Origin of the sequence: Candidatus Poriferisodalis sp. (genome assembly GCF_965208895.1) — a bacterium.
In the GTDB taxonomy this organism is placed as follows: Bacteria; Actinomycetota; Acidimicrobiia; order Acidimicrobiales; family Poriferisodalaceae; genus Poriferisodalis.
The window spans coordinates 2,394,435-2,419,019 of the sequence record NZ_OZ242363.1; the positions used below are offsets into that span (position 1 = coordinate 2,394,435).

Genomic DNA, 24,585 nt, shown 5'->3' on the forward strand with positions numbered 1-24,585 from the left:
GCCGTACTTCAGCCGACCCGCCCGGTGATGTAGGCCTCCGTGCGGGGATCGTCCGGGTTGGTGAAGATCAAACTGGTCGGCGCATACTCGACCAGCTCGCCGGTGCGCTGACCCATCTCGTTGGCCTGCACCGAGAAGAACGCCGTCATGTCGCTGATGCGAGCGGCCTGCTGCATGTTGTGGGTCACGATGATGATCGTGTAGTCGGTCTTCAGCTCGGCGATGAGCTCCTCGATGCGGCCGGTGGCGATCGGGTCGAGCGCAGAACAGGGCTCATCCATCAGCACCACGTCGGGCTGCACCGCAATGGCCCGGGCGATGCACAGACGCTGCTGCTGGCCGCCCGACAGCCCGTACGCCGACATCTTCAGGCGGTCCTTGACCTCGTCCCACAGGGCAGCCCGGGTGAGCGAGCCCTCCACGACGTCGTCGATCTCGGACCGCTTCACGCCCGCCAGCCGCGGCCCGTACGCGACGTTGTCGTAGATCGACTTGGGGAACGGGTTCGGCTTCTGGAACACCATGCCGACCCGCCGCCGCACCTCGACGGGGTCGACCTCGTCCTGGTACAGGTTGACCCCGTGGTAGTTGATGGTGCCCTCCACCCGGGCGCCCTCGATGAGATCGTTCATCCGGTTGAAGCAGCGCAGGAACGTGGTCTTGCCGCAGCCGGACGGACCGATCAGCGCAGTCACCTCATGGGAGTTCACGTCCAGCGTGACGTTGTGCAGCGCCCGGAAATCGGTGTAGTACACGTCGACGTCGGCGCACTCGAACACGGTGCTGGTCTCGACGCGCAGGGGGGCCATCGCCGCCACAGCACTCACGTCGATGCGCGTATGTTCTCGCGCCAGAGCGTCTGGCACCGTCACCTCAGATGCTGAAGCTTCTGGCTCTTGGCTCATCAGGGCCTTCTCGAGTGTCACGTGTCAACCGTTCATCATTCTGCGTCAGGGGGTGCTGCGTCTGGGGAGCGGGGTCAGGGGGGCGGGGTCACCACTGCTTCTCGAAGCGATTGCGCAGGTAGATAGCCAACCCGTTCACGGCCAGCACCAGCACCAGGATGACAACACTGGCCGCGGCAGCATTCACTCCCCAGTCTGCGCCGGGCAAGCGAGCGAAATTGAATATCTGCACCGGCAGGGCCGTGTAGGGGCCGGTGAAGGTTTCGAACATGTTGGCGTCGCCGAAGCTCAAGAAGCTCGTGGCGGCGCCCACCAGGACCAGCGGCGCCGCTTCGCCGAGGGCGCGCGCCAGTGCCAGCACGGTTCCGGTGAGGATCGTGGACAGCGCAGCCGGCAGAACCTGGCGTGAGAGCACCTCCCACTTGGTGGCCCCCACACCGTACGCGGCCTCGCGCAACGAATCTGGCACAGCCTTGAGCGCCTCGACCGAGGTGATGACGATGATCGGCAGCACCAGCGCCGCCAGCGTCATGCCGCCCGCAATGACCGTCTTGCCCTTGGTAAAGCCGTCGATCGTCTGCACGAACACCGCCAGGCCCAGCAGGCCGTAGACGATCGACGGCACACCGGCCAGATTGCGGATGTTCAGCTCGACGATGCGGGCGAAGCGGGAGTCCTGGGCGTACTCGACGAGGTAGATGGCGGTAGCGACGCCGATCGGCACGGCGAACACGCCCGTGACCAGCGCCACCTGCAAGCTGCCGATGATGCCCTGCGAGACGCCGGTGTCGGCTGCCGAGCGCTGGGAGAAGCCGTTCGTCAGGAAGTACCAGAGGTTGCCCGAGAGCACATCCCAGCCGTCCACGATCATGACGGCGAGCAGAACGCCCAGGAACCCCGTCGCGAACACCGTGGCGCCGATCAGCAGCCACCTGAAGACGGCTCCAGCGATGTCGGCGCCTGGGCGGCGGCGCAGCACATGACCGGTGGCGATGCCGGCGGGGGTGGTCAGAACAGACATCAGTACCTGTTCTGCAGCCGGCGGACGATGACGTCGCCCAACATGTTGAGCACCAGCGTCATGGCGAACAGCAGTGCGCCGAGGAAGTAGAGGCTCTGGAACGCCAGATTGTTGCCGGCCACCTGGTCGGTGCCGAGGCCCAGCGCAGCCATGGCCGAGGTGATGGTGCCGCCTGATTCCCGAATCGACAGGTTGAACAGCGACGTGTCGCCGCCGCCCGAGGCGATGGTGACCACCATCGTCTCGCCGATCGCCCGACTGAACCCGACGATGGTGGCGGCCATGAGGCCGGACAGGGCGGCCGGCAGCACCACCCGGATGGAGGTGGTGACCTTGCGGGCGCCCAGACCGGCGGAGGCCTCTCGCAGCGCCAGCGGCACCGCCCGCAGAGAATCCTCCGCGATCGAGGCGATCAGCGGGATGACCAGCAGGCCCACTGCGATGCCGGCGGCCAGCTTGTTGAAGTAGTTGATGTCGTCGAAGAAGTTGCTGAGGATCGACGGGGTGATGAAGCTGATGGCGAATACGCCGAGCACCACGCTGGGCACGCTGGCCAGCAGCTCGAGAGTGGGCTTCATGACCTTGCGCACCCGGGGATGGGCGTATTCGGAGAGGTAGATCGCGGCACCGAAGCCCGACGGCACCGCCACCACCATGGCGATGAGAGAGATCTGCACCGTGTTGACCAGCAGCGTGCTGAGGTCGAACAGGCCTCGTCGGGGGAACCATCCGATGTCGGTGAGCTTGTCGAGCTCGACCTGGCTGATGTAGGTCCACGCCTCCGACGCCACCGTCCAGATGATGAGCGCGCTGACCAGCACCGTCACCGCGGCCGCGCCCATGAACAGCCAGCGGACCGTGTGCGAACGAGCCCGGCGACTGCGCGACGTCTGCAGGTCGGCAGCGCTCAGCTCTGGCCGGTCTTCGGTGAGGCTCATTCGTGGGTTTCCATGGCTTCGGCGAGTCTTGCGGATCGACAAGCCGCGAGCGGGTCTTTCGCGGTCGTCCTCGCCGACGCCCCCCACAGGTGCGAGCCAGCGGCGATGCGCACCTGAGGGGGGCCGTCAACGGGAGGGAGGGTTCCCGGATCTGTCGGTCGGTGGCTAGAAGGTCATTCCCGTGGTCAAGTTGCTCCAGTTGCTGCGTGACTGGGCGAGGTCGGCCGGGTCGAGGTTCACGTAGCCGGCCTCGACCACGTAGGTCTGGCCCTCGTCGCTCAGCATGAAGTCGACGAATGCCTTGATCGCGGGGTCGGAGGCCTGCGCTGCGTCGATGTAGGTGTAGAGGAAGCGGGCGATCGGGAACTCCGCCGAAGCGATGGTCTCGGGCGTCGGGGAGACACAGCCGTCGCCGCCGTCGATCTCCACCAGCTTGACCACGTCGCGGTTCGCGTCGGCGAAGGCGAAGCCGACCCAGCCTAGGCTGTGCTCGTTGCCCGAGACGCCGTCAATGATCACGTTGTCGTTGGCCGAGGCGTTGTAGTCGGGACGCACGGCGAAGTTCTCATCGGCATGTCCCTCTTCGACACGGCCTTCCCAGACGTCTTCGAGCGCAATCTCGATGAAGCTGTCGAAGGTGCCCGATTCCTCGCCGGGGGCGAAAATCTCGAGGGCGCCGTCGCCGAACGGACCGGTGCCGCCCAGTTCGGCGTTCAAGGCGTTGGCGTCTGACCATTTCTGGAAGCCAATGGCCTCGTCGCCGATCAGGCTGTAGAGGTCCTCGAAACTCAGGCAGTCGACGGTGTCGTTCGCGGCGGCGGTGATGACCGAGATGCCGTCGATGCCGACGCGCAGTTCGATGAATTCGATGCCAGCGTCGTTGAGGCACTCAGCCTCTGAATCCTTGATCTGGCGTGAGCTGTTCCAGATCGGGATCTCGCCGGCGCAGGCGGCCTTGTGGCCGTCGCCCGAACCGGGGCCGGCCACCGAGAAGGCCACACCGGGATGTTCCTCGGAGAAGGCCTCAGCGACCAGGTTGGTGACAGGCTCGACGGTGGACGACCCGGTGACGCTGATCGAGCCGCTGAGCGACGTGTCATCGTCGTCGTCAGCCGTTGCAGCCGTCGTCGCTGCAGCGCCGGCGGTGCCGCCATCGGCCTCAGACGAGTCGTCGCTGCCGCACGCAGCGGCGATCAGCGCGAACGAGGTGAGCAATGCCAAGAGCAACTTCGTGCCGCGGCGGTTGAGACATGTTTTTTGCATGGACGCGCACGCTACGAAGGGCCGGTTACATCGCCGCGGGCTCTGGGTGAACGATCGGAACGGATGCCGTAAACAACTCGTGAACGCGGCCTAGAGGATGCGCGGAGAGGTGCGCCTTCCCGTTGTCGCACCAGTTTTTCCCCGCTCTTGTTCGCTTTCGCTCACGGGCCGCTCGGGCCACGGCTTCGCCCTGCACCTTCCGCTCTTGTTCGCTGCGCTCACGGGCCGCTCGGGCCCGGGGCTCAGCCTCTTAGGAAGCTGCTGCTTCGTCCTCGTCGGGCATGCCGAGGTCCCAGTGCAGCTCGTAGTTCTCGCGCTCGGCATCACGCACGACCCGCTCGCGATTGCGGCGGAATTGCGGGTCGTGGGGCGGCAGCAGCTGCAGTCGGGCGTTGGTGCGACGGCGGAACTCGTCGACGGCGGCTTCGTCGCCGTAGATGCCCTCGAGCTCCCAATGCGGCGCGACCGGTCCGAGATAGATAATGCGGATGCCGACCTCGGGAGGGAGCTGGGGGGCTTCGGCGTCGGTGGCGATGTCGGTCACGGCGATCCTCGATGGGGGTGGCTCAAGGGTACCGATGCGCGCCCACAGGGGAGGCGGCAGGAACCTCAGCGATCAGCGATCCAGCAGGCGAGAGATTCGTACCGCACCGCATTTCTTGCCGACGTCATAGACGTATCACGGTGCATCCACCCTGGAACCGGTCGCAACGTCGCAGAGTCTCCCGCCGCCTCCCCAGCTCGAATGCCTGTGCCTGGCGGCAGGACCCTCTTGCTGAGAATTGGATGAGAGTGCGCGAAACACGGAACCTTCTGTGCTCGTTCGGCGTTGGTTCTCATGATGTTGCAGATCAATCCGGTCTACGAACCGAGCAGATGCGAACCGGGCAGTCACGAACCAGGCAGTCCGGGCTCAGAGAGCCTCGCCACCGACTGGGTCGCCCGCCGCAGGTGTGCGGACATCGACCCCAACGTGTTCTTTCCCAATGACGGTGCCGGCGTGATCGCCGCTCAGAAGGTGTGCGCCGAGTGCCCAGTGAAGGACCTGTGCCGCGAGTACGCACTCGCCAACAACATCACCCACGGCGTGTGGGGCGGAACCTCAGAGCGGCAGCGCCGCCGGATCCTGCGAGATCGTCGACGTGCGAGCAAGGCCGCCCGGGCTGCCTGATCCCAGAGCGGCCGGTTCGAAGCCGCAGACATGTTCCACCATGCCTGAGACCGGCGCAGCCGGATGCATGGCGCCGCTGCCGATGCTGGGGATCGGACGGACGGCCCCGCATCGGTACAGCCAGGCCGCGCAGTACCGACCGAACGGCGGCCGCGCCAACTACGCCGTCTGACTCAGGAGTCTGAGTCAGGAATCCTTGGGCTTAGACTCGCTCGATGAGCTGTCGCCGGCCGCCTTGTCCTCGTCGTTCACGCCCTCGCGGAACTCGCGCTGAGCCTGGCCGAGCGAGCGCGCCAGTTTCGGCAACTTGGCTCCCCCGAACAGCACCAGCACGATGATGAGCAGGATGAGCAGTTCGGGCGGCCCGAGTGCGATTGCCATCACGCCCGCGAGCGTACCAGTGCCCGATCAGACCGGTAGCCGGGCTGGATGACCCGGCAGCCAGCCAGCCGCCGGCAAGTCAACGTGCGCCAAGTCCGCCGGCGGCAGGACAACCGGCGAGCGGCAGACCAACCGGCCACAAACCGCCGAGCACCGGGACAACCGGCGACAAACCGCCGAGCGGCAGATCAACCAGCGAGCGGCAGATCAACCGGCCACAAACCGCCGAGCGGCAGGTCAACCGGCGACAAACCGGCGAGCGGCAGGTCAGCCGGCGGCGGCGGCGCGCCTCGTGAGGGCTCGCTGGCGGCGCACGCGGCGTCGTTCTCGCTCGCTCATGCCGCCCCAGATGCCGAACTTCTCGCTGTTACGGAGTGCGTACTCGAGGCATTCGTCGCTGACGACGCAGCCGCGGCACACCGCCTTGGCCTCACGGGTGCTGGCCCCGCGCTCGGGAAAGAACAAATCCGGATCGACTCCCAGGCAGTTTGCCTCGTCCCACCAGTTGCCTACCGGTACTTCGGCTGTTGCGTCGGTTACGAATGCCATCGGTCCTCCACGGCTGTCCCAGCTCGTCCCGGCGGTCATGACCTTGCTTGCTGGCCGGCTTGCTGACCGTTTGCCGGCCATCCGCTGGCCGTTCGCTGGCCGCCGAGATTCCCAACCTGTAATTACAGGTGTGTGACCTGTCATTGAACATCATGGGTGTGACATGCGCAAGCGGCAATTTCCGACGACGCCGGCCGGCCGACCGAACGCTCGTCAGGCATCGCTGCCGACTCCGACAAATGGACGTCGCCGATCAACGCACCGACCAGCGGAACCTCTGTTGCAGAGCGGTAACGCACGGTGACGCGCACCAGGTCACCGTCATGTCGCTCGATTTCCAGCCGGTCCGGATCAAGCGGCGCGGCGGACACCACGGCACTGCGGACTGCGTCGATCGACGGCTCCACCGCCGCAATGCGCGCGCCCACCCGGGCGGCGTGCGACACCAGCACCGCGTCGCGCGCGACCAGGGCCGTCTGGACGATGCACATGAGCAACAACACCAGGAACGGCATGAGCAGGGCCAGCTCGACGGTGGCCTGCCCGCGTTCATCCGCGGTGCGCTGGCACCTGATCAGGAGATGGCCTTGGTCAGGTAATTGAAGACCGCGTCGAGCAGGCGGCCGATCTTGCCGGTGCTGGTCGCCCAGGCCGTGACCGCCGCCACCAGCAATGCGATGGCACCGGTGAGCAAGGCGTACTCGGCCGTGGTCTGCCCGGCCTCGCCGGTGTCACCAGTCTGATTGGTCTGACCGGTGACACCGGTCTCGACGGCATCAAGCCGGTGCGTGCGGCGTACCGGCGTGTGAGCGCTCCGGGGAAGGGTGGTCGTGGGTTCGGACATCTGGGCTCCTTGAAATTCTGGTCGTGGTCGGACAGCTGGATATGGGGGCGTGGACGGCTGCGAGCCAGAGCGCGCAGGCCGGAGGTGCGAGCCGCTGGTACGAGGGAGAGCACGCGGGTCGGTGCTGCGGACTGGCGGTACGGGCCGGGCGGCATCTCAAACACCGAAAGCCGCGACGAGAACCGGCACGATGGCGACGAGCCCGAGCGCGGGCAGCACGCACAGCACAAGCGGGAACAGCAGCAGCACCGGCAGACGACACACCTTGCCTTCCAGACGGCGGACGGCTGCGAGCGGGCCGGGCGGCATCTCAGCCACCGAAAGCCGCGACGAGGACCGGCACGATGGCGACGAGCCCGAGTGCGGGCAGCACGCACAGCACAAGCGGGAACAGCAGCAGCACCGGCAGGCGGCGCACCTTGCCTTCCAGACGGCGGCGACGGTCCTCGCGCAGCTCACGACCGAGACGCTCCAGCTCAGGCGCCAGCGGGATGCCGGTGCGCAACGACCCCGTGACCGCGGCAGCGAAGGCGCGGGCACGCGGGCCACATGTCCTGCCGAACTCCTCGAGAGCCTCATCAAGCGGGCGCTGCGGCGCGGCCAGCGCCCCCAGCAGGCGTCCGGTTCCGCTCGCCGCATCGAGATGGCTCACGGCGAGCTGCAGCGAAGCGCTGATCGACAGCCCCGACGTGAGGGCCACGTTCATCACGTCGACGACGGTTCCGAGGTCGGCGACGACATGATCCGGACGCGGGATGTCGCCGCGGCGCGGCCACGCCACACGGCGGGGGGCTGCACGGCCGGCGACAGCACGGCCGGCGACAGCACGACCGGCGACAGCACGACCGGCGACAGCACGACCGGCGACAGCACGACCGGCGACAGCACGACCGGCGACAGCACGACCGGCGACAGCACGACCGGCGACAGCACGACCGGCGACAGCACGACCGGCGACAGCACGACCGGCGACAGCACGACCGGCGACAGCACGACCGGCGACAGCACGACCGGCGACAGCACGACCGGCGACAGCACGACCGGCGACAGCAGGGCGGCCAGCGGCGGTATCGCCACTGGTGCTGCGTGCGCTGCTGGCAGGAAACTCGACGGGTGCGAGCTGCAGCACACGGCGGCGGCCTGGATCGGGGCGGGTCACCGCACCGCCCCAGCACACGGCCGCAGCAGCCAGGCCACCGATGACGACCGGGTTCGACAGCACGACGCTGCCGAGTACTGGGCTGGAGGCGAGCGAACCCATCCATGCCGGACCGGCGGCCAGCGCGCTCACCCATGCTGGGCCGTCGGCGAGGGAGATCATCCATGCTCCGTCCGCCAGCGCTGCGAACAACCCGCCCGTCATCGCAGCGCCCGTGTCACTGCAGCGCGCATCCACGACACGCCCGCAAGCTCGAGTGCGAGCGCGGCGCCCACGCAGAACCAGCCCAACGGCGTGGAGGTGAGCACCCGTGCGGCGGCACCGCCCTCGGCCAGCAGCGCCAGCGCGATCACCCACGGCAGCGCCGCGACGACCCAGACCGACGCCCGGGCCTGCGCTGCGTGGACATGAGCCTCAGCCGCCATGTCGGCTCGCGCCCGCACGGCCGCAGCCACATGATCGAAGAGCTGCGGCTGCGCGCCCACCCGTTCTGAGGCCAGCGTGACCGCCGTGGAGAGCAGTGCGGCCTCCGATGTCTGCTCGCTGGCCGCCCATCGCTGCACGGCGCGGCTCAGCGTGACCCCCCGCTCGTGCTCGGCGGAGATCTGCTCCAGCGGCGCCGACATAGGCCCATCGGCGGCAGCCCGCAACGCCTGCAGCATCGTGTCGCCGCCGCCCAGCCGGCGCGACACCGCAGCGCAGTAGTCGCCGAGGTGTGCAGAGCGGGCGGCGACTGCCATCCGCTCGCGTCGCCGGTCGCGTCGCACCCGCAGCCAGCGGCGTGCCGCGGGCGAGGTGACGGCACCCACGCAGCCCAGCAGCAAGGTGAGTCTCAGCACCGGGCCTCAACACCAGGCCTCAACACCGGACCCCAGCGCCGGACCCCAATACACCTGGCCGCTTCCATCAGACAGTCGCCGCCGTGCGGCCAGCAGCCGCCGACTCAGCCGGAATGCGTGCACCACCCACCGACTCAGCCGGAATGCCGCCACCACCTGCCGGCTCTGGCAGGTTCGGTACGTCGATCGTCGCTGGCACGCGGGCCAAGCCGGGCCCTGGCACTGCTTCGGCCAGCGAACCGTCGTCGCGTACCTCGTAGATGGCGGCAACGGTCCTGCGGCCGCCCACGCCGCGGCTCATGTGGACGAGGCCGTCGAGGACCGACGCGATATGGGCGCCGACATCGCCCACTGCTCCGCCGGCCCGGGCGAGCTGCTCGAATCGCCACAGCGCATGCGCGGGATCATCGGCGTGCAGCGTCGACAGCGAGCCGCGATGGCCCGTCGTCAGCGCCTGCAGCAGCGCCGCCGCCTCGGGGCCCCGTACCTCGCCGACCACCAGGCGATCTGGCCGCATCCGCAGCGCCGCGGCAACCAGCTCGGCCATCGTCACCCCGCCGACCCCGTCGACGTTCGGCGGCTGGCCCTCCAGGCGGGCAGTCCCGACGCCGAGCCGGGGCAGCTCCGCTGCTTCCTCGACCACCACCAGCCGTTCCCGCTCGGCGACCGTGGCCAGCAGGCTCGCCAGCAACGACGTCTTGCCGGTGCTGGTGGGGCCGAAGACCATCACGTTGGCTCGCGCAGCGATGAGCTGACCGAGCTGCGCGGCGACCCGTGGGCCGGCGAGCTCGTCGAGGCGGCGGACGCCGGCAGGAAAGCGGCGCAGCGTGATGTACGGGCCGTCCACCGCAACCGGCGGCACCGCGATGTGACAGCGGGTGCGGTCGTCGAGCCGAACATCCACCATCGGCAGGCGACGGTCGACCCGCCGCCCCGTCGGGCCCAGCAGGTACTCGACGAGGCGGTGCACTTCGGCTGCGCTGATCCGGCCCGCCGTCGACAGGCACCCCCGCCGCTCCACCACGATCGGCCCCGGGCCGTTGATCATCACCTCGGTCACCTCGTCATCGGTCCAGATCTCCGCCAGCGGGCCGATGCCGGCGAGGCGAGCGAGCACCTCGGACACCAGATCGGCTGCGTGACTGCGATCGAGCAGCGGGGCCGCGGTGTCGACAGCGTCGGCGACCTCGCGGGGCTGCGGCGCCGGAGTCGGCAGGAACCGCTCGTGGATCTCCTCCACGAATGCTGTGCTCGGGTGCGGGAGGCCAGACCGATCCCTGCTCGATGGCGTCCGGCTGGCCGGGTGGCGAGCAACAGCGCGTGCCATGCGGTTCACAGGAACGCATCCAGCGCGCGCGCCGATTTCGCGCAGCGGTCCAGCAGCAGGCCCGCATCCGCCCAGCGGGAGATCGAGCGGTCGACGGCCACGACCGCATCGGCATGGCGCCCCAGCGCAGCCTCGATGTCGGCAAGTCCCAGCGCGCGCTGGGTGTCGGTCAGCACGATCACGTCGTCGACCTCTGCCACGACGTCTCGCGCGCGATGCAGCGCCTGGTAGCAGCAGGTCATGGTGAGCAGGCGCCGCACCCGCGGCCCCGCCACCCGCTCCAGGGCTCGGCGGCCGCGCCCCGCGTCGATGATGTTGACGCGGGGCTTGCCCCCGAGCAGCGACCACAGCGTGCCGAGCCGCGCGTCGTCGACATCGCCGCTGCCGCGCGGCAGCAGGCTGATGCCCGGCGCCACATCGACCGCCAGCGCGGAGACCGCACCCAGCGACAGTTCCTCAGCCGCGGTCCACTCGGCGATTCCCGGCAGATCGGGCGCCGTCCCCAGCACCACGCCGAAGTCGCCGGTGAGATCGACGAGGACTACATCGCGGCCGGCCCGCTTGGCGCTGCTCGCAGCGAGCAGTGCCGTCACGGTGTTGCCGACGCCGCCTTTCGCGCCCACATAGGCATAGATCATGGTTGCTCCCAATTACATGACAACAGATGAAATTCATCGTGAGCAGTGACCTTGGCCGACGCGGCGGGGCGCGATCAACTTGTTTTTTGACGACCTCGGGCCGCCTCGACCGCTGGCGCGGCTCGCCACGGTGCGCAAAGATGGCCGACGGAGGTGTCTGAGCGCCTGGTGGGCTCCCCCGCCTTCAAAGCGGGCGGGACGGGTGACCCCCGTCCGGCGGGTTCGATTCCCGTCCACCTCCGCCAATCCATGCCGACTGACCGCAGGCGCCAGTCGCCGAATTGCGCGCGCTGTTGGGAAGATGTGCGCCTAGCATTCGCTGTGCCGATGGCCCCTGTCATCTTGCGCAGTCATCCCGCACAGTCATCCCGCACAGAGGACGATGCACCATGAAAAAGCTGTTGCTCGCCGTGATCGTCGGCGCTCTGATCGTGATCGTGGTTCGACGCCTGACCGACGCCTGACGCCTAGACCGAGAGCAGATCCCGAGCACCGGTATCGGTGCTGGGATGGCGCAGCTTGGACATCGCCCGCGCTTCGATCTGACGGATGCGCTCGCGGGTGAGCTGGAAGTGCTCGCCCACCTCTTCGAGCGTGCGGGGCTCGCCCCGGTCGAGGCCGTAACGCAGCTTGAGGATCTCGCGCTCGCGCTCGTCGAGCGGCGACAGCAGCCGCACGATCTCGCTGGGCAGCAGCGTGGTGGCTGCCACCTCGAATGGTGACTCGGCGGCACGGTCTTCGACGACGTCGCCCAGCTCGGCGTCGCTGTCTTCGCGCAGCGGCTCGGACAGCGACAGCGGCTCGGCAGCGAACCGCAGCGCCTCGGTGACCTTCTGCTCGGGCATGTCGACTTCGATCGCCAGCTCGCCCAGCGTGGCGGGGCGGCCGTACTTCAGCTCGAGCCGCGAGCGGGCCTTCTGCAGGCGAGCCAGCGTGTCGCCCGCATGCACCGGCAGCCGGATGGTGCGCCCGGTGTTGGCAATGCCACGGGTGATCGCCTGACGGATCCACCACGTCGCATACGTGGAGAACTTGAACCCCTTGCGCCAGTCGAACTTCTCGACGGCGTGCATCAGGCCCAAGTTGCCTTCCTGGATGAGGTCGAGCAGCGGCAAGCCTGAAGCCTGGTACTTCTTGGCGATCGACACGACGAGCCGCAGGTTCGACTGCACGAACGTGCGCTCGGCACGGGCACCCTGCTGCTGGGTGCGAAGGAGGCGGCGGCGCTGCGGCCCCGAGACGCCCTTGTCCTTGTCGAGCGTCTCCTTGGCAGAGATGCCCTTTTCGATCTGCTGGGCGAGCCGGACTTCGTCGTCCTTGTTCAGCAGGGGGTACTGGCCGATGTCGGTCAGGTACAGGCGGACGAGATCTTCCTCGTCACGTTCGACCCTCTCTTTGGCCACCGCTCCACCTCGCTGGTTGTCCCCCGACTGCTTCTGCAACCGGTGGTTGCCTTGGCTCCCCCCGGTTTCGGGTGAGCGTACCTATGACTCGTGCCGTTGCCTCCGCGCGCGTTGCTCGCGCGTCCGGGCGATGGGCGGGGCCAGGCACCCGTGCTTCAAACAGTTGCGACGCCTTTGTTGAAGTTTGGATGGGCTTTGGCGTCGCAAAACTGCGCGCGGGCACCTGGCCCCGCCCATCGCCCTCTCCGGCGTGTGCGCTCACCCTCGTGGTGGGTGTGAGGGGCGGGCGTAGGGTTTTTTCTTGTGACGGTCTTGCTCGTGGGGTTGGCGCAGCTGAATCTGCGGCTGGGGGATCTTGACGGGAATGCCTCGATGGTCATGGACGCCTATGACAAGGCCGTGGGGCTCGGTGCTGCGGTGGTGGTGTTCAGCGAGCTGACCGTTACTGGGTATCCGCCTGAGGACTTGTTGCTGAAGCCTGCGTTTGTGGCGGGGGCTGCTTCGGCGCTGGAGCGGATTGCTCGGCATACCGGGTCGGTGCCTGCTGTGGTGGGGTTTCCTGAGGACACGGGGCTGGGCGGGCCGGTGCGGTTGTGGAACTCGGTGGCGATGTGCTGGGACGGCGCTGTGCGCGGGGTGTACCGCAAGCATCTGCTGCCGAACTACGCCGTGTTCGACGAGCAGCGCTACTTCGTGCCTGGGACCGAGGCCGGGCCGCTGCTGAAGATCGGCGATGTGAGTGTGGGCGTCTCGGTGTGCGAGGACTTGTGGGGGCCGCCCCGCACCGCCGACGCCGCGGCACCCGACGGCGATCTCGGGGCTGGACTTGGCGGTGACGACGACACCAGCCCTGTGCTGACCCAAGTGGGGATGGGCGCACAGCTCGTGGTGGTGGTCAACGGGTCGCCGTACCGGCGCGGCAAGCAGGACGACCGAGAGGCGGTCGCACGGGCGCGGGCGGCGACGCTCGGCGTCCCGGTCGTCTACGTCAACCAGGTGGGCGGCCAAGACGAGCTGGTCTTCGACGGCAGCTCGTTCGTCACCGACGCGGGCGGCAGCGTGGTGTGCCGGCTGCCCGCATTCCGCGAACACGTCGCCGTCTGCGACGTGCCGTTGCGCAGTGAAGAGATCTCTGCATCGGAACTCGGCGACGACCACAGCGGGCACCGCCGCAGAGCCGAGCTGCGCGCCGGCGACGGCACCGCTTCGCTCGATGCGCCCTCGGGTGCCATCGCACCGGCTGCGGCCACCCAGCGAGAGTCGATCGCCCCGCCATTGGAACCGTTGGAAGAGGTGTGGTGGGCCCTGGTGGTGGCGACACGCGACTACGTCCGCAAGAACGGCTTCTCCGATGTCGCCGTAGGACTCTCGGGTGGCATCGACTCAAGTGCAGTGGCGGCCATCGCAGCCGACGCGCTCGGTCCCGAACATGTCCACGGCGTCTCCATGCCGTCGCGCTACTCCAGCGAGGGCTCACGCACCGACGCCGCCCAGCTCGCGGCGAACCTCGGCATCGACTTCCGCACGGTGCCAATCGAGCCGGCGCACGCTGCCTTGGCTGGGATGCTCGAGGGAGCCACAAGCGACACCGGATCAGGCGCTGACACCGACTCGCCGGACGACACCGCCGCCGCCGATCTCACCGATCAGAACCTCCAGAGCCGCATCCGTGGCGTGCTGCTCATGGCGCTGTCGAACCGGTTCGGCTGGCTGGTGCTGACCACCGGCAACAAGACCGAGACATCCGTCGGCTACACGACGCTGTACGGCGACACCGCGGGGGCCTACGCCGTGATCCGCGACGTGCCCAAACTGCTCGTGTACGAGCTCTGCGAATGGCGCAACCGCCAGGGCGACGGCGAACTCATCCCGCGGGCCTGCATTGACAAGCCGCCCTCAGCCGAACTGCGGCCCGACCAGCGTGACGACCAGAGCCTGCCGCCCTACGAGCTGCTGGACCCGCTGGTCGAGGCCTACGTGGAAGGCGACCTCAGCGCTGCCGAAATGCTCGAACAACCCGAAATGCTCGAACAACTCAGTGCCGACCCCGAGGTCGTGCACCGCGTCACGCGGCTCATTGACATCGCCGAGTACAAGCGCCGTCAGTCGCCGCCCGGTCCTCGCATCACTGCGAAGAGCTTCGGCAAGGATCGGCGCATGCCGATCACGAACTTCTACCGCTGAGCGCGCGCCCGCGGTTGGCGGGGGGCTGTGCTCTGCTCCCGCGATCCGGCAGGCGAGAGATGCGCACCGCGCCGCATTTCTCGCCTACGTCATCGACGCATCAGTGGTTACCCACTCGGGAACCGGTCGCAACGTCGCAGACCCCAGCCCCCGGCCAACCGCTCTGCGCAGTGTTCGTTCGCTGGGATCGTGCAGGGGGCCTGGGTTAGGCGAGGGCTTCGCCGATGGTCTGGCTGAGCAGGGCGGTGACCACGTAGGGATCGGCGTTGGCGTTCGGCCGGCGATCCTCGATGTAGCCCTTGCCGTCCTGGGCGACCTGCCAGGGGATGCGCACCGAGGCACCACGGTCGGACACGCCGTAGCTGAACGTGTCGTAGCGCTCGGTCTCGTGCTCGCCGGTCAGGCGCAGCTCGATGCCGTGGCCGTAGCCGGTGATGTGCTCCTCGGGCTTGCCCGGGGCACCCAGCGACTCGGCCGCCTTCACGACCGCGTCGTAGTTCTCGCGCATGGCCTTGGTGGACACGTTGGTGTGCATGCCCGCACCGTTCCAGTCGCCCTGCATGGGCTTGGCGGCAAGGCTGACCTCGATCTCGTGATCCTCGCCGGCGCGGTACAGCAGATAGCGAGCCAGCCAGATCTCATCGCCGACCGTGAGTGCGTCGACGGGACCAATCTGGAACTCCCACTGACCGGGCATGACCTCGGCATTGGTGCCCGAGATGTTCAGGCCTGCTTCGATGCACCAGGTGGTGTGCTGCTCAACGACGTCGCGGCCGTGGATGCGCAGCGCGCCCACGCCGCAGTAATACGGACCCTGGGGGCCGGGGAAGCCGTTGGGCGGGAAGCCCGAGGGCCACTTCGTGACCGGGTCGAGCATGGTGTACTCCTGCTCGAGGCCGAACCAGAAGTCCTGATCGCCGTACTTGTCGAGGATCGCCCGCAGCTTGGCCCGCATGTTGGTGGGGTGCGGCTCCATCGTCTCGGGCAGGAAGGTCTCGCACATCACCATGATGTCGTTGCCGCCCCGCAGCGGATCACCGCAGGTGTAGACCGGCTGCAGCACGACGTCAGAGTCGCTGCCTTCGGCCTGGTTGGTGCTCGAGCCGTCGAAGCCCCAGATGCCCGGCTCATCGCCGTCGGCGAGGACCCTCGTCTTGGAACGCACTTCGGCCGTGGGCTCGGTGCCGTCGGTCCAGATGTACTCAGCCCGGTAAGTCACTGCATGCTCCTTCGCTGCATCGCATGTAAATCGGGTGCGGATCGGGTCAGGTAAGCGGTCCTGCGAACCCGCGCGCAGCGGGACCGGATGGCGGCTGACACCAATATCCGTGGGCACGATACAAACGACCCAGGGTTTCGGGGCGATTGCCCAATTGTGAACAGCGCGTGAAGCTCGCTCAGACTCCTAGCTCGGGCCCCCCAGCACCGCCGACAATGGGGGCTCAGCCGAAGGGGCGAGACCAGTCCCACCGCGCAGAACAGCCAAATCGCGAGCCCGACCAGAGGGGGCAGGCCACTGTGACGATCCCGAATGCAACGAGCCCGGCACGGGAACGACCCCAAGACTTCGTGCTGCGCCGCGTCACCGAACGCGGCGTGCGCCTGGTCCGCCTGTGGTTCACCGACGTGGCGGGTCAGCTCAAGTCGTTCGCCATCTCACCCGCGGAACTCGAGACAGCCTTCGAGCAAGGCATGGTCTTCGACGGCTCGTCCATCGAGGGCTTCGGCCGCGTCGCCGAGGCCGACATGGTGGCCCTGCCCGACCCCGAGACGTTCGAACTGATGCCTGCGCGCAACGGCGGCGTCAGCGACGAAATCTCCGCCCGCATGTTCTGCGACATCACCGGGGCCGACGGCGTCCGGTTCGACGGCGATCCCCGTGGTGTGCTGCGTCGGGTCATGGACCGTGCACGCGACGCGGGCTACACCTTCTATGTCGCGCCCGAGATGGAGTACTTCCTCTTCGAGCCCGAACGGGCGGACGGGCGGCCCGTGCCGCTCGACGCCGGCAGCTACTTCGACCTGACCACCGCCGACATTGCCTCCGACATCCGGCACCGCACGCTGAGCGCACTCGAGACGATGGGCATCCCGGTCGAGTACTCCTTCCACGAAGACGCACCGTCCCAGCACGAGATCGACCTGCGCTACGCCGATGCACTCACCATGTCAGACAGCGTGATGACGTTCCGGCTGCTGGTGCGCGAGATCGCTTTCGAGCACGGCGTGCACGCCACCTTCATGCCCAAGCCGCTCGCCGGCGTGCAGGGCTCAGGGATGCACACCCACATGTCGCTGTTCCGCGACGGGCGCAACGCCTTCAGCGACCCCGACTCGACCGACGGGCTGTCCGATGTGGCGCGGGGCTTCGTGGCCGGGCTGCTTGCCCACGCCCGGGAGATCACCGCGGTCACCAACCAGCTCGTCAACAGCTACAAGCGGCTGATTGCCGGGTACGAAGCGCCGGTGGCGATCTCGTGGGCGCGCAGCAATCGTGCAGCGCTCATCCGGGTGCCGCCGACACGCAACGAATCCACCGAGGCGACGCGGGTCGAGTACCGGGCGCCAGACCCCGCATGCAACCCGTACCTGGCGTTCGCCGTCATCCTGGCCGCAGGGCTGAAGGGGATCACCGAGGGCTACGAGCTGCCGCCTGAGACTCCCCCGTCCATCACCGGCTACAGCGACCACGGCGGGCCGGCCTACGGGCATAATCTGCCCGCCTCGCTCGACGAAGCCCTCGACGAGATGGAAGGCAGCGCGCTCGTGGCCGAGACGCTCGGGCAACATCTCTTCCGCTGGTTCCTGCGCAACAAACGGCGAGAATGGGCGGCCTACCAGTCGCAAGTGACCCAATTCGAACTGGACAACTATTTCGCTGCCGTGTGAAGTTGTGATCATGTACGCCGTCCATCCCGCCGCTGCCAGTGCTGAGCTGGCGCAGTTCTTGGATCTCGGCGGCTACGCCTGGAAGCCGGTGGCCAGCGCTGCTGATGTGACTGCGGGCGCGCCGCCCGAGGGCTGGGCCGGCGCGATCATCCGGCTCGACAGCGGCGGCGGGAACGACTCAGGCGGCACCGACGTCGCTTGGGCGGTGGCGCGGGCGCTGCGCGAGAACGCAGCCGCCACACTGCCGGTGCTGGTGCTGGTGCGCGGCAACGCGCTCGACGAGCTGACGATGCGCGACGAGCTGTTCGACGATTTCTGCTTGGACCCGTTCCATCCCCGCGAGCTCGAGGCCCGCCTCGCGCATCTGGCGGCCGCATCCAACGGCAGGTCCACCGAGATCATCGACTACGGGCCGCTGCGCATCAACCTCGACACCTACGAGGCAGTGGTGGACGAGCGCCCGCTCGACCTCACCTACATGGAGTACGAGCTGCTGCGCTTCCTGGCGTCACAGCCTGGGCGGGTGTTTACGCGCGAGGCGTTGCTGAACCAGGTGTGGGGGTACGAGTACTACGGGGGGGCGCGGACCGTGGACGTCCATGTCCGGCGGTTGCGGGCGAAGCTGGGTGAGGAGAATGCTGACCTGATCCAGACTGTTCGGTCTGTCGGGTACCGCTTGGGTACTTATCGCTGGCGGTAATTGCCTACACGTTGGTTTGGATCAGGGAGCTGCCTTGGTGGCGGTCTTCGGCGTCTTCGTGCAGGAGCTTTCCTAGGGCTGCTGCTACTGCTGCCAAGGAGATCGTGATGATGAAGGGGCTCAGCAGGAGGATGATCACTATGGCTATGGCGCCGAACACGGTTTGAGCGTACTTCGCTGCTACTCGGGGAGGTGGGCGATGGCTTCTATCTCTACTTCGGCGCCCAGGGGGAGGGCAGCCACGCCGATCGCGCTGCGGGCTGGGCGGTGGTTGCCGAAGGCTTCTGCGTAGATCGAGTTGATCAGCGAGAAGTTGGCGATGTCGGTCATGAAGACCAGGCACTTGACGACGTCGTCGAGCGTGCCTCCGGCTTCTTCCAGGGCTTCTACGACGTTGGCGAGCACTGCTCGGGCCTGCGCTTCGACGCCTTCGACGAGCGCGCCGTCTGCGAGCCCGATCTGGCCCGAGACGAACACGAAATCGCCGGCTCGGTACCACTTCGAATAGTGGGCGACGGGTGCAGCCATGGGGGTGCTCTCCTGCGGTTGGGGGCTCAGCTGATGCTGCCGGCGTTGGACGTGATGTGGTCGAGTGTGATGAAGATCGCGAGGCGCCGCTGGCGGGCCATCACCCGGTCGTACTCGTCCCAGTCGTCGTGGGCGCCGCCGGCCGAGCGGAACACCTCGCGAAGCAGCTCGGGCAGGTTGTCGTTGTCGAAACCGTCCGCAGGATCGTCGAGGCCGATGAGCTGGGCGTTGCCGTGAACGGCGACCCAGTCCCAGCGGTGGCGGAATGCGATTGCCGCACGCGGGTCGTCACGCAGCAGGCGTGCCTTGCGGGCATTGGCTCGCACAACGCACGCGACGCTGGTCTCGCCGGTTACCGGGTTGTCCATCACGCCCGCGTTGATGATCGACACGTGCGGGCTTCCGCTGCTGTCGAGGCAGACAAAGCTGCACAGTCCGTCTTCTGCGGCTACAAGGCGCCGCAGCTTGTCAATTGCTGGTTCAGCCATCGCTCGGTGACGCTAGCGCGATGACCGGTGTCGGCCCCGGGGTGCACAGGGGCAGGGCTGTGTTGTCGCCCGGGATGCACAGGGGCGGCGCACCCGTGCTTCAAACAGATGAAGCGCTTCGTGCCCAACCGCCGTGTGCTTGGGGCGCTTCATAACTGCGCGCGGGCACGCCGCCCCTGCGCACCCCTCGTATTTCTGTGCGTCTTGCGACCTCTATTGGCCCGTGGGGAGGTGGGCGGGCGTGCCGCGGCTCAGCCAGGTGGCTGCTGCTACTGCTGCGAAGACTGCTTCTCCGGCTTGGACTGGCGGTTGTTGCGAGGGTTCGATGGTGACGTTGATGTGGGGGGTGTCGGCGGAGCGGGCTATGCCGAAGCTGCGGATCGTCAGGTCTTGTATCTCGCCTTCGGCGTCGACCGACAGCGACTCCGACGTGACCCAGCTCCATGCCATATGGCTGGCGCCTATGACGTAGCTGCGCAGCGTTACCTCGTCGAGCGGGTTGCCTGCGTCGATGTGCACCTTGATGCCTTCCGGGCTGACTGTGGCGCGGGCCGCGGCGCCGTCGGGTGAGGTGACGTCGACTGTGGCGGTGGATTCGACGAGCGGGTCGGCGGCTTGGCGGCGGTTGAGCGCGGCGGCGAGCATCCGGGCTTCTGCCCAGGGTGCGGCGCGTAGGGCGGTAGATGTGGGCGGGCCGGGTAGGTCGACTTCGACTATGTCAGCGTTGGGCAGCACTGCTTGCAGCACTTCTGCTGCTCTTGGGGTTCGGGCGATGCGGATGATTCCGGTGCCATCGGCGTGCAGGCCTGCGGCCAGCGGGGGGCGTTTGGGGCCTCGTCGTACTGCGTCTTCTCGTGACCACAGCACACGGACCGGTTGGCCGATCTCGTCGGCCAGATGTCTCGCTTCGTCACGCACCGGCGACTCAGCCTTGCCGCCGAACGCTCCTCCGTTGGCCAACGGGTCCGACGGCTCGCCGTCGGGTTCGCACCAGGCGGCGTCGGTTTCGAGGTAGCCGGGCTCGGTCCAGCAGGTCGCGAGGCGGATGGCCCACTGGGTGCCCTCTGGCGGTTCCGGTATGTCGATCGGCGGGGCCGGCTCGAGCGTGGTGCGGCGTCCCTGCACCTTGGCGGCCTGTCGCCGGGCCTGGGCCAGGGTTTCACCGAGGAACCACTCGCCGCGCGGACCAGTGACCGCTGTGAGGGTGCCGGGTGGCGCGCCGTCGGCCCCGAAATCGAAGCCGCCCAACACGCTGGCGCGCACCGACTGCTGGGGTCCGCCGGTCTCGATGCTGGCGCGGCGGGCTGCGGCCTCGGAGTCGCGCCCAGCGAAATCAGGGGTTGCCGCCGCGATACGGGCTGCGGCGGACGGATCGCGCTCGGGGACATCAGCGGTTGGGGTCGCGGCGTGTGTTGAGGTGCCGGGACCACGCGCGAGCTGGTCGCTTGCACCTGTGCCGCTTGCCGCAGCAGCGTGGGCGGCCGCTTCGCGGATCGTCTGCCAGCCGGTGCAGCGGCACAGGTGCGCTGCGAGGGCCTTGTCGACCGTGGTGCGGTCTGACAGATCGCTGCCTCGCCGCTCGTGGCCTACGAATCGGCACACGATTCCCGGCGTGCAGAAGCCGCACTGGGTCGCGCCGCATGCCAGAAACGCTTCAGACCAGCGCTGCTGCTCGTCGGGGCTCAATCCGGCGGCGGTGGTGATCCGGCGGCCTGCTACCCGTCTTGCCGGTGTGACGCAGGCCACGCGGGGCTCGTCGTCGACCAGCACCGTGCAACAGCCGCACTGTCCTTGGGGGCTGCAGCCGTCGAGCACCGCTTCGATGCCGACGCGGTCGCGCAGCACGCCGAGCAGGGTGTCACCGTCGTCGGGCACCTCGACGGCGCGGCCGTCGAGGATGAAACCCAAGGTGGCGGCCTGCGGTTCGGACGGCAACCGGCCGGTTTGGGAAGCAGCCGAATCCGCGCCAGGCGATGCACTCGAACTCAGAGGAAGCGCCAATAGGTGCACCTTCCCACCGTCACACCAGTCGTTTCCCATTCTTGTTCGCTGTCGCTCACAGGCCGCTCGGGCCACGGCTTCGCCTATGGGCTCAGCCTCTGAGGCTGGGTTCTGGGTGGCTCAGCTGAACGAGTTGCCGCAGCCGCAGGTGCGCTGCGCGTTGGGATTGTCGATAGCGAAGCCCGATCCCATCAAGCCGTCGGTGAAGTCGAGCGTGGCGCCTTCGAGCAACTGGGCGCTCATCGGATCTGACACGACCTTGATTTCGCCGTAGGCCTTCGACATGTCGTCGTTGGCCACTTCGGAATCGAAGAACATCTCGTAGCTGAAACCCGAGCAGCCACCCGGGCGCACGGCGACACGCAGCGCCAGTTCCTGCTCGCCTCCAGCCTCGGACAACTCCTGGGCGATGAGCTCGTGGACCTTGTCAGCGGCGGTATCGGTGAGGGTGATCACAACAGCGACTCCCGAATCAGTCCCAGTGGGCGAATGTTCCGCGACCGATGCTAGTGCCACAGCACGTGATTGCACAGGTCGGCCCCGCAACGTGTGCTGCCCGCTGACCCCCGCACCTGGGCTGGCGCAGCTCCCGGCCGGTGGGCCTGCGCACGACGCCATTACCCTGCGCCCCGTGAGCGCGTCCGCCGATGCCCCCGCCAATGACGAGGCGATGATCTCGATCCTGCGCGGCGTCATGGACCCTGAACTGGGCGACAACATCGTCGACCTGGGCATGGTGCGCAACGCCTACCGCGAAGGCACCACCGGGCACGTGACCGTGGCCTTGACCACCGCCGGCTGCCCGCTGCGCGCCACCATCAAGCGAGATTGCGAGACGCGGGTCGCCGGTCTGGCAGGCATCGAGCAGGTGCGGCTGCACTGGGACGAGCTGAACGCTGCAGAGAAGGCCCGGGTGATGGAGCGTGCCCGCCGCACCGCGCGCGACAACGCTGCGCCGACGCAGGTGCACGCCAGCACGCGCGTGCTGGCAGTGGCCTCAGGCAAGGGCGGCGTGGGCAAGTCGTCGGTGACCGTAAACTTGGCGGCAGCGCTGGCCGCACGCGGCTTCGTCGTGGGCGTGCTGGACGCAGACATCTGGGGATTCAGCATTCCCCGCATGCTCGGCTTGGAGGGTCGCCTCGGCGCCCGGCCTCCCGGCGAGGGCGAGGAGCGGGGCAAGATCGTGCCCGACGAGCTCGCTGCCGGCGACGGCCTGCTGAAGGTCGTGTCGACCGGACTGCTGGTGGAGACCGAGGAAACCGCCCTGATGTGGCGGGGACTCATGCTCGCCAAGGCCGTCGAGCAGTTCCTGCACGACGTGGACTGGGGCGAGATGGACTACCTGCTCATCGACATGCCCCCCGGCACCGGCGACGTGCAGATGGCGCTCGCTCGGCTGCTGCCTCAGGCCGAGATGCTGGTGGTGACCACACCCGCGCTGAGCGCGCAGAAGGTGGCTGTGCGCGTGGCTGACATGGCGCGCCGCAGCCATATGCCGATCGTGGGCGTCGTGGAGAACATGGGTCCATTCGAGGCGCCCGACGGGCAGCGCTGGTCGTTCTTCGGCGAGGGCGGCGGGGAGCGCTTGGCGGCCGACCTGAGCGTGCCCTTGCTGGGCTCGATCCCGCTGGAGCCCGCAGTGTCGGCTGGTGGAGATGCCGGGGCGCCTGTTGCCGGTGGTGGAGCTGGTGGTGCTGCGGCGGAGGTGTTCGAGTCGATCACCGAGCTGCTGGTTTGCGAGATCTGCCCGCCGGTGGATATGGGGACTTGCACGGCTCGCATGGACGGCCCTATTCCAGTGGAGCTTGGCGTTCGCCGGTAACGCACGCCCGGAGTGCGCCGGCACCACCGCCTGGGTGAGAGCGCCGCGCCGGGCGTAACTCTCGCCGTCGTCGTCGTGGCGCTGCAATACACGCCCGGTGGGCGACGCCGCCGCACCCCTTGGTGTTCTGTGCTCTCCCGCTAGCGCTTGACCGGGGTGCCGGTAGTGTCCGGGCGATGAGGCCGCCGTCGGTGAACGACCTGGCGCTGCGGATCGCGGACGTGGGTTTGCCGCATCCTTTGCTGGTCATTGCTGCGCGGGCGGCTATTGCGGCTGGGGACCCCGACTCGGCGGTTGATGAGGCGCACCGGTTGCGGCGGAGCCTGCTGGGGCCGGCTGTCAATGCCACGGGCGTACTGCTGCACACGAATCTGGGCCGAGCTCCGCTCGGCCGTCATTACAGTCGGGCTCCGCTGGGGCTGGAAGCCGGCGCCGACGGTCCGGTGCGGTTCACCAATCTGGAATTCGATCTGGCATCGGGTCGGCGCGGCTCGCGCACCACCCATGCCTCGTTGCTGCTGGCGACGCTGACCGGTGCTGAGGCCGCTCTCGTCGTCAACAACTGCGCCGCCGCCGTGACGTTGGTGCTGGCGGCGCTGGCGCGTGACCGTGGGGTGGCGGTGTCACGGGGCGAGCTGGTGGAGATCGGCGGCGGTTTCCGGGTGCCTGAGGTGATGGAACAGTCAGGTGCCCAGCTCGTCGAGGTGGGCACCACCAACCGAACCCGGGCCGCCGACTACCGGGCCGCCACCGAGCGCGGCGACATTGCGCTGCTGCTGAAGGTACACCCGTCCAACTACCGCATCACCGGCTTCACCGAGGAAGCCGACGTGGCGGACCTTGCCAAGATCGGGCCGCCGGTGGTGTCAGACCTGGGATCGGGCCTGCTGGACGAGCGTTGCCCGTGGCTGGGACAGCGCCCCGACTGGCTGGCCGGCGAGCCCGGTGCCCGTCAGACGCTGGCCGAGGGCGCGGCGCTGGTCACGTTCTCGGGCGACAAGCTGATGGGCGGGCCCCAGGCGGGGATCATCTGCGGCCGAGCTGATCTGATCGCAGCCTGCGCTGCGCACCCGCTGATGCGGGCGTTCCGGCCCGGATCGCTGGTGCTCGACGCGCTGCAGTCGGTGGCGCTGGCCTACCTGCGACGCGATGGCGACGCGATCCCGTTCTGGCGCATGGCTTCGACACCCATCGAAGAGCTGGCCGAGCGGGCCGAGGCCCTCCGCGTCGGACGACCGGCACGCACGAGCGCGCTAGCCGGCGCCGGGTCACTGCCCGGCCAGGAGATCCCGTCCGCCGGCATCGAGCTCGACGGCGACTTCGCGGCCGCGCTACGGGCACACGACCCGCCAGTCATCGCCCGCGTCAACGAGCAGACGACCGTGATCGACCTGCGCACCGTCGACCCCGCCGACGACGACGACGTGGCCGCCGCGGTGCGCCGAGCGCTCAGCGAATAGTCGCGCATCGCGCCACACACCAGCCCGGCGCACCGCCTTTACAGCCGGTGTCTTACCCTTGTTGACTGATCACCT

Annotated in this window: 29 protein-coding genes and 1 tRNA gene; 8 read left to right on the plus strand and 22 right to left on the minus strand. The window is 68.1% G+C overall.

Annotation, left to right across the window (positions count from 1 at the left end; genetic code table 11):
- Nucleotides 1-8 precede the first annotated feature (8 nt).
- The 5 genes from pstB to ACOGJB_RS10810 form a co-directional block, all read right to left on the minus strand.
- Nucleotides 9-905, minus strand: a complete 897-nt coding sequence (gene pstB, locus ACOGJB_RS10790; RefSeq protein ID WP_419837147.1) for a phosphate ABC transporter ATP-binding protein PstB — start codon at nucleotides 903-905, stop codon at nucleotides 9-11.
- An 88-nt stretch (nucleotides 906-993) separates the two neighbouring features.
- Nucleotides 994-1,926 carry a phosphate ABC transporter permease PstA gene (pstA, locus tag ACOGJB_RS10795; RefSeq protein ID WP_419837148.1) on the minus strand — a complete coding sequence of 311 codons (933 nt, stop codon included), beginning with the start codon at nucleotides 1,924-1,926 and terminating at the stop codon, nucleotides 994-996.
- A complete protein-coding gene (gene pstC / locus ACOGJB_RS10800; protein WP_419837149.1) occupies nucleotides 1,926-2,864 on the minus strand; it encodes a phosphate ABC transporter permease subunit PstC in 939 nt (312 codons plus the stop codon). Before pstC ends, pstA begins: the two co-directional genes overlap by 1 nt.
- A gap of 165 nt (nucleotides 2,865-3,029) precedes the next feature.
- Nucleotides 3,030-4,085, minus strand: coding sequence for a PstS family phosphate ABC transporter substrate-binding protein (locus ACOGJB_RS10805; RefSeq protein ID WP_419837150.1), 1,056 nt, complete (start codon nucleotides 4,083-4,085; stop codon nucleotides 3,030-3,032).
- 292 nt (nucleotides 4,086-4,377) lie between these two features.
- Nucleotides 4,378-4,671: a hypothetical protein gene (locus ACOGJB_RS10810; RefSeq protein WP_419837151.1), complete on the minus strand. Its 294-nt coding sequence runs from the start codon at nucleotides 4,669-4,671 to the stop codon at nucleotides 4,378-4,380.
- A gap of 294 nt (nucleotides 4,672-4,965) precedes the next feature.
- On the opposite strand from ACOGJB_RS10810, the gene ACOGJB_RS10815 reads away from it, so the two are divergent.
- Complete coding sequence (locus ACOGJB_RS10815) at nucleotides 4,966-5,298, plus strand: WhiB family transcriptional regulator (RefSeq protein WP_419837152.1); 333 nt, start codon at nucleotides 4,966-4,968, stop codon at nucleotides 5,296-5,298.
- A gap of 40 nt (nucleotides 5,299-5,338) precedes the next feature.
- On the plus strand, nucleotides 5,339-5,470 hold the full coding sequence (locus tag ACOGJB_RS10820; protein WP_419837153.1) for a hypothetical protein: 132 nt from the start codon (nucleotides 5,339-5,341) through the stop codon (nucleotides 5,468-5,470).
- Nucleotides 5,471-5,484: 14 nt separating this feature from the next.
- On the opposite strand, the gene ACOGJB_RS10825 is transcribed toward ACOGJB_RS10820, so the two are convergent.
- From ACOGJB_RS10825 to ACOGJB_RS10870, 10 genes are all read right to left on the minus strand, one after another.
- Nucleotides 5,485-5,679, minus strand: a complete 195-nt coding sequence (locus ACOGJB_RS10825) for a Sec-independent protein translocase subunit TatA/TatB (RefSeq protein ID WP_419840717.1) — start codon at nucleotides 5,677-5,679, stop codon at nucleotides 5,485-5,487.
- 267 nt (nucleotides 5,680-5,946) lie between these two features.
- Entirely contained in the window at nucleotides 5,947-6,228 is a 282-nt protein-coding gene (locus ACOGJB_RS10830; RefSeq protein WP_419840718.1) for a WhiB family transcriptional regulator, read from the minus strand.
- 140 nt (nucleotides 6,229-6,368) lie between these two features.
- Nucleotides 6,369-6,902: a TadE family type IV pilus minor pilin gene (locus ACOGJB_RS10835; protein ID WP_419840719.1), complete on the minus strand. Its 534-nt coding sequence runs from the start codon at nucleotides 6,900-6,902 to the stop codon at nucleotides 6,369-6,371.
- The gene (locus ACOGJB_RS10840; protein ID WP_419837154.1) at nucleotides 6,803-7,072 is read right to left on the minus strand and encodes a hypothetical protein; all 270 of its coding nucleotides are present in this window, start codon (nucleotides 7,070-7,072) and stop codon (nucleotides 6,803-6,805) included. The genes ACOGJB_RS10835 and ACOGJB_RS10840 overlap by 100 nt, the downstream gene beginning before the upstream one ends.
- Before the next feature lie 156 nt (nucleotides 7,073-7,228).
- Nucleotides 7,229-7,381, minus strand: a complete 153-nt coding sequence (locus ACOGJB_RS10845) for a hypothetical protein (protein WP_419837155.1) — start codon at nucleotides 7,379-7,381, stop codon at nucleotides 7,229-7,231.
- Between the two features lies 1 nt (nucleotide 7,382).
- Complete coding sequence (locus ACOGJB_RS10850) at nucleotides 7,383-7,778, minus strand: type II secretion system F family protein (RefSeq protein WP_419840720.1); 396 nt, start codon at nucleotides 7,776-7,778, stop codon at nucleotides 7,383-7,385.
- Nucleotides 7,778-8,149 carry a hypothetical protein gene (locus ACOGJB_RS10855; RefSeq protein WP_419837156.1) on the minus strand — a complete coding sequence of 124 codons (372 nt, stop codon included), beginning with the start codon at nucleotides 8,147-8,149 and terminating at the stop codon, nucleotides 7,778-7,780. The genes ACOGJB_RS10850 and ACOGJB_RS10855 overlap by 1 nt, the downstream gene beginning before the upstream one ends.
- A 282-nt stretch (nucleotides 8,150-8,431) precedes the next feature.
- Nucleotides 8,432-9,070: a type II secretion system F family protein gene (locus tag ACOGJB_RS10860; protein ID WP_419837157.1), complete on the minus strand. Its 639-nt coding sequence runs from the start codon at nucleotides 9,068-9,070 to the stop codon at nucleotides 8,432-8,434.
- A 67-nt stretch (nucleotides 9,071-9,137) separates the two neighbouring features.
- Complete coding sequence (locus ACOGJB_RS10865) at nucleotides 9,138-10,310, minus strand: CpaF family protein (protein ID WP_419837158.1); 1,173 nt, start codon at nucleotides 10,308-10,310, stop codon at nucleotides 9,138-9,140.
- Nucleotides 10,311-10,402: 92 nt separating this feature from the next.
- The gene (locus tag ACOGJB_RS10870) at nucleotides 10,403-11,035 is read right to left on the minus strand and encodes a hypothetical protein (RefSeq protein WP_419837159.1); all 633 of its coding nucleotides are present in this window, start codon (nucleotides 11,033-11,035) and stop codon (nucleotides 10,403-10,405) included.
- 149 nt (nucleotides 11,036-11,184) lie between these two features.
- On the opposite strand from ACOGJB_RS10870, the gene ACOGJB_RS10875 reads away from it, so the two are divergent.
- Nucleotides 11,185-11,280, plus strand: a tRNA-Sec gene (locus ACOGJB_RS10875).
- 222 nt (nucleotides 11,281-11,502) lie between these two features.
- On the opposite strand, the gene ACOGJB_RS10880 is transcribed toward ACOGJB_RS10875, so the two are convergent.
- On the minus strand, nucleotides 11,503-12,438 hold the full coding sequence (locus ACOGJB_RS10880) for a sigma-70 family RNA polymerase sigma factor (RefSeq protein ID WP_419837160.1): 936 nt from the start codon (nucleotides 12,436-12,438) through the stop codon (nucleotides 11,503-11,505).
- 303 nt (nucleotides 12,439-12,741) lie between these two features.
- Here ACOGJB_RS10880 and ACOGJB_RS10885 point away from each other — a divergent pair, with 303 nt between their 5' ends.
- Nucleotides 12,742-14,622: an NAD+ synthase gene (locus ACOGJB_RS10885; RefSeq protein ID WP_419837161.1), complete on the plus strand. Its 1,881-nt coding sequence runs from the start codon at nucleotides 12,742-12,744 to the stop codon at nucleotides 14,620-14,622.
- Nucleotides 14,623-14,827: 205 nt separating this feature from the next.
- On the opposite strand, the gene glnII is transcribed toward ACOGJB_RS10885, so the two are convergent.
- Complete coding sequence (gene glnII / locus ACOGJB_RS10890) at nucleotides 14,828-15,841, minus strand: glutamine synthetase GlnII (protein ID WP_419837162.1); 1,014 nt, start codon at nucleotides 15,839-15,841, stop codon at nucleotides 14,828-14,830.
- 299 nt (nucleotides 15,842-16,140) lie between these two features.
- Here glnII and ACOGJB_RS10895 point away from each other — a divergent pair, with 299 nt between their 5' ends.
- Both ACOGJB_RS10895 and ACOGJB_RS10900 read left to right on the plus strand, forming a co-directional pair.
- A complete protein-coding gene (locus ACOGJB_RS10895) occupies nucleotides 16,141-17,511 on the plus strand; it encodes a glutamine synthetase family protein (RefSeq protein WP_419837163.1) in 1,371 nt (456 codons plus the stop codon).
- A 10-nt stretch (nucleotides 17,512-17,521) separates the two neighbouring features.
- Nucleotides 17,522-18,211, plus strand: a complete 690-nt coding sequence (locus ACOGJB_RS10900; RefSeq protein WP_419837164.1) for a winged helix-turn-helix domain-containing protein — start codon at nucleotides 17,522-17,524, stop codon at nucleotides 18,209-18,211.
- A 4-nt stretch (nucleotides 18,212-18,215) separates the two neighbouring features.
- Here the strand turns inward: ACOGJB_RS10900 and ACOGJB_RS10905 are convergent, their stop codons facing one another.
- The 5 genes from ACOGJB_RS10905 to erpA all read right to left on the minus strand — a co-directional run bounded on the left by ACOGJB_RS10905 (nucleotide 18,216) and on the right by erpA (nucleotide 21,684).
- Complete coding sequence (locus ACOGJB_RS10905; protein WP_419837165.1) at nucleotides 18,216-18,371, minus strand: hypothetical protein; 156 nt, start codon at nucleotides 18,369-18,371, stop codon at nucleotides 18,216-18,218.
- Between the two features lie 20 nt (nucleotides 18,372-18,391).
- Complete coding sequence (locus ACOGJB_RS10910) at nucleotides 18,392-18,739, minus strand: RidA family protein (RefSeq protein WP_419837166.1); 348 nt, start codon at nucleotides 18,737-18,739, stop codon at nucleotides 18,392-18,394.
- A gap of 26 nt (nucleotides 18,740-18,765) precedes the next feature.
- Nucleotides 18,766-19,227 carry a pyridoxamine 5'-phosphate oxidase family protein gene (locus ACOGJB_RS10915; protein WP_419837167.1) on the minus strand — a complete coding sequence of 154 codons (462 nt, stop codon included), beginning with the start codon at nucleotides 19,225-19,227 and terminating at the stop codon, nucleotides 18,766-18,768.
- A 213-nt stretch (nucleotides 19,228-19,440) separates the two neighbouring features.
- Nucleotides 19,441-21,228: a 2Fe-2S iron-sulfur cluster-binding protein gene (locus tag ACOGJB_RS10920; RefSeq protein WP_419837168.1), complete on the minus strand. Its 1,788-nt coding sequence runs from the start codon at nucleotides 21,226-21,228 to the stop codon at nucleotides 19,441-19,443.
- A gap of 120 nt (nucleotides 21,229-21,348) precedes the next feature.
- Nucleotides 21,349-21,684: an iron-sulfur cluster insertion protein ErpA gene (gene erpA / locus ACOGJB_RS10925; protein ID WP_419837169.1), complete on the minus strand. Its 336-nt coding sequence runs from the start codon at nucleotides 21,682-21,684 to the stop codon at nucleotides 21,349-21,351.
- A gap of 175 nt (nucleotides 21,685-21,859) precedes the next feature.
- Here erpA and ACOGJB_RS10930 point away from each other — a divergent pair, with 175 nt between their 5' ends.
- Both ACOGJB_RS10930 and selA read left to right on the plus strand, forming a co-directional pair.
- Nucleotides 21,860-23,050: an Mrp/NBP35 family ATP-binding protein gene (locus ACOGJB_RS10930; protein WP_419837170.1), complete on the plus strand. Its 1,191-nt coding sequence runs from the start codon at nucleotides 21,860-21,862 to the stop codon at nucleotides 23,048-23,050.
- 176 nt (nucleotides 23,051-23,226) lie between these two features.
- On the plus strand, nucleotides 23,227-24,510 hold the full coding sequence (gene selA, locus ACOGJB_RS10935; RefSeq protein WP_419837171.1) for an L-seryl-tRNA(Sec) selenium transferase: 1,284 nt from the start codon (nucleotides 23,227-23,229) through the stop codon (nucleotides 24,508-24,510).
- The last annotated feature ends 75 nt before the right edge of the window (nucleotides 24,511-24,585 follow it).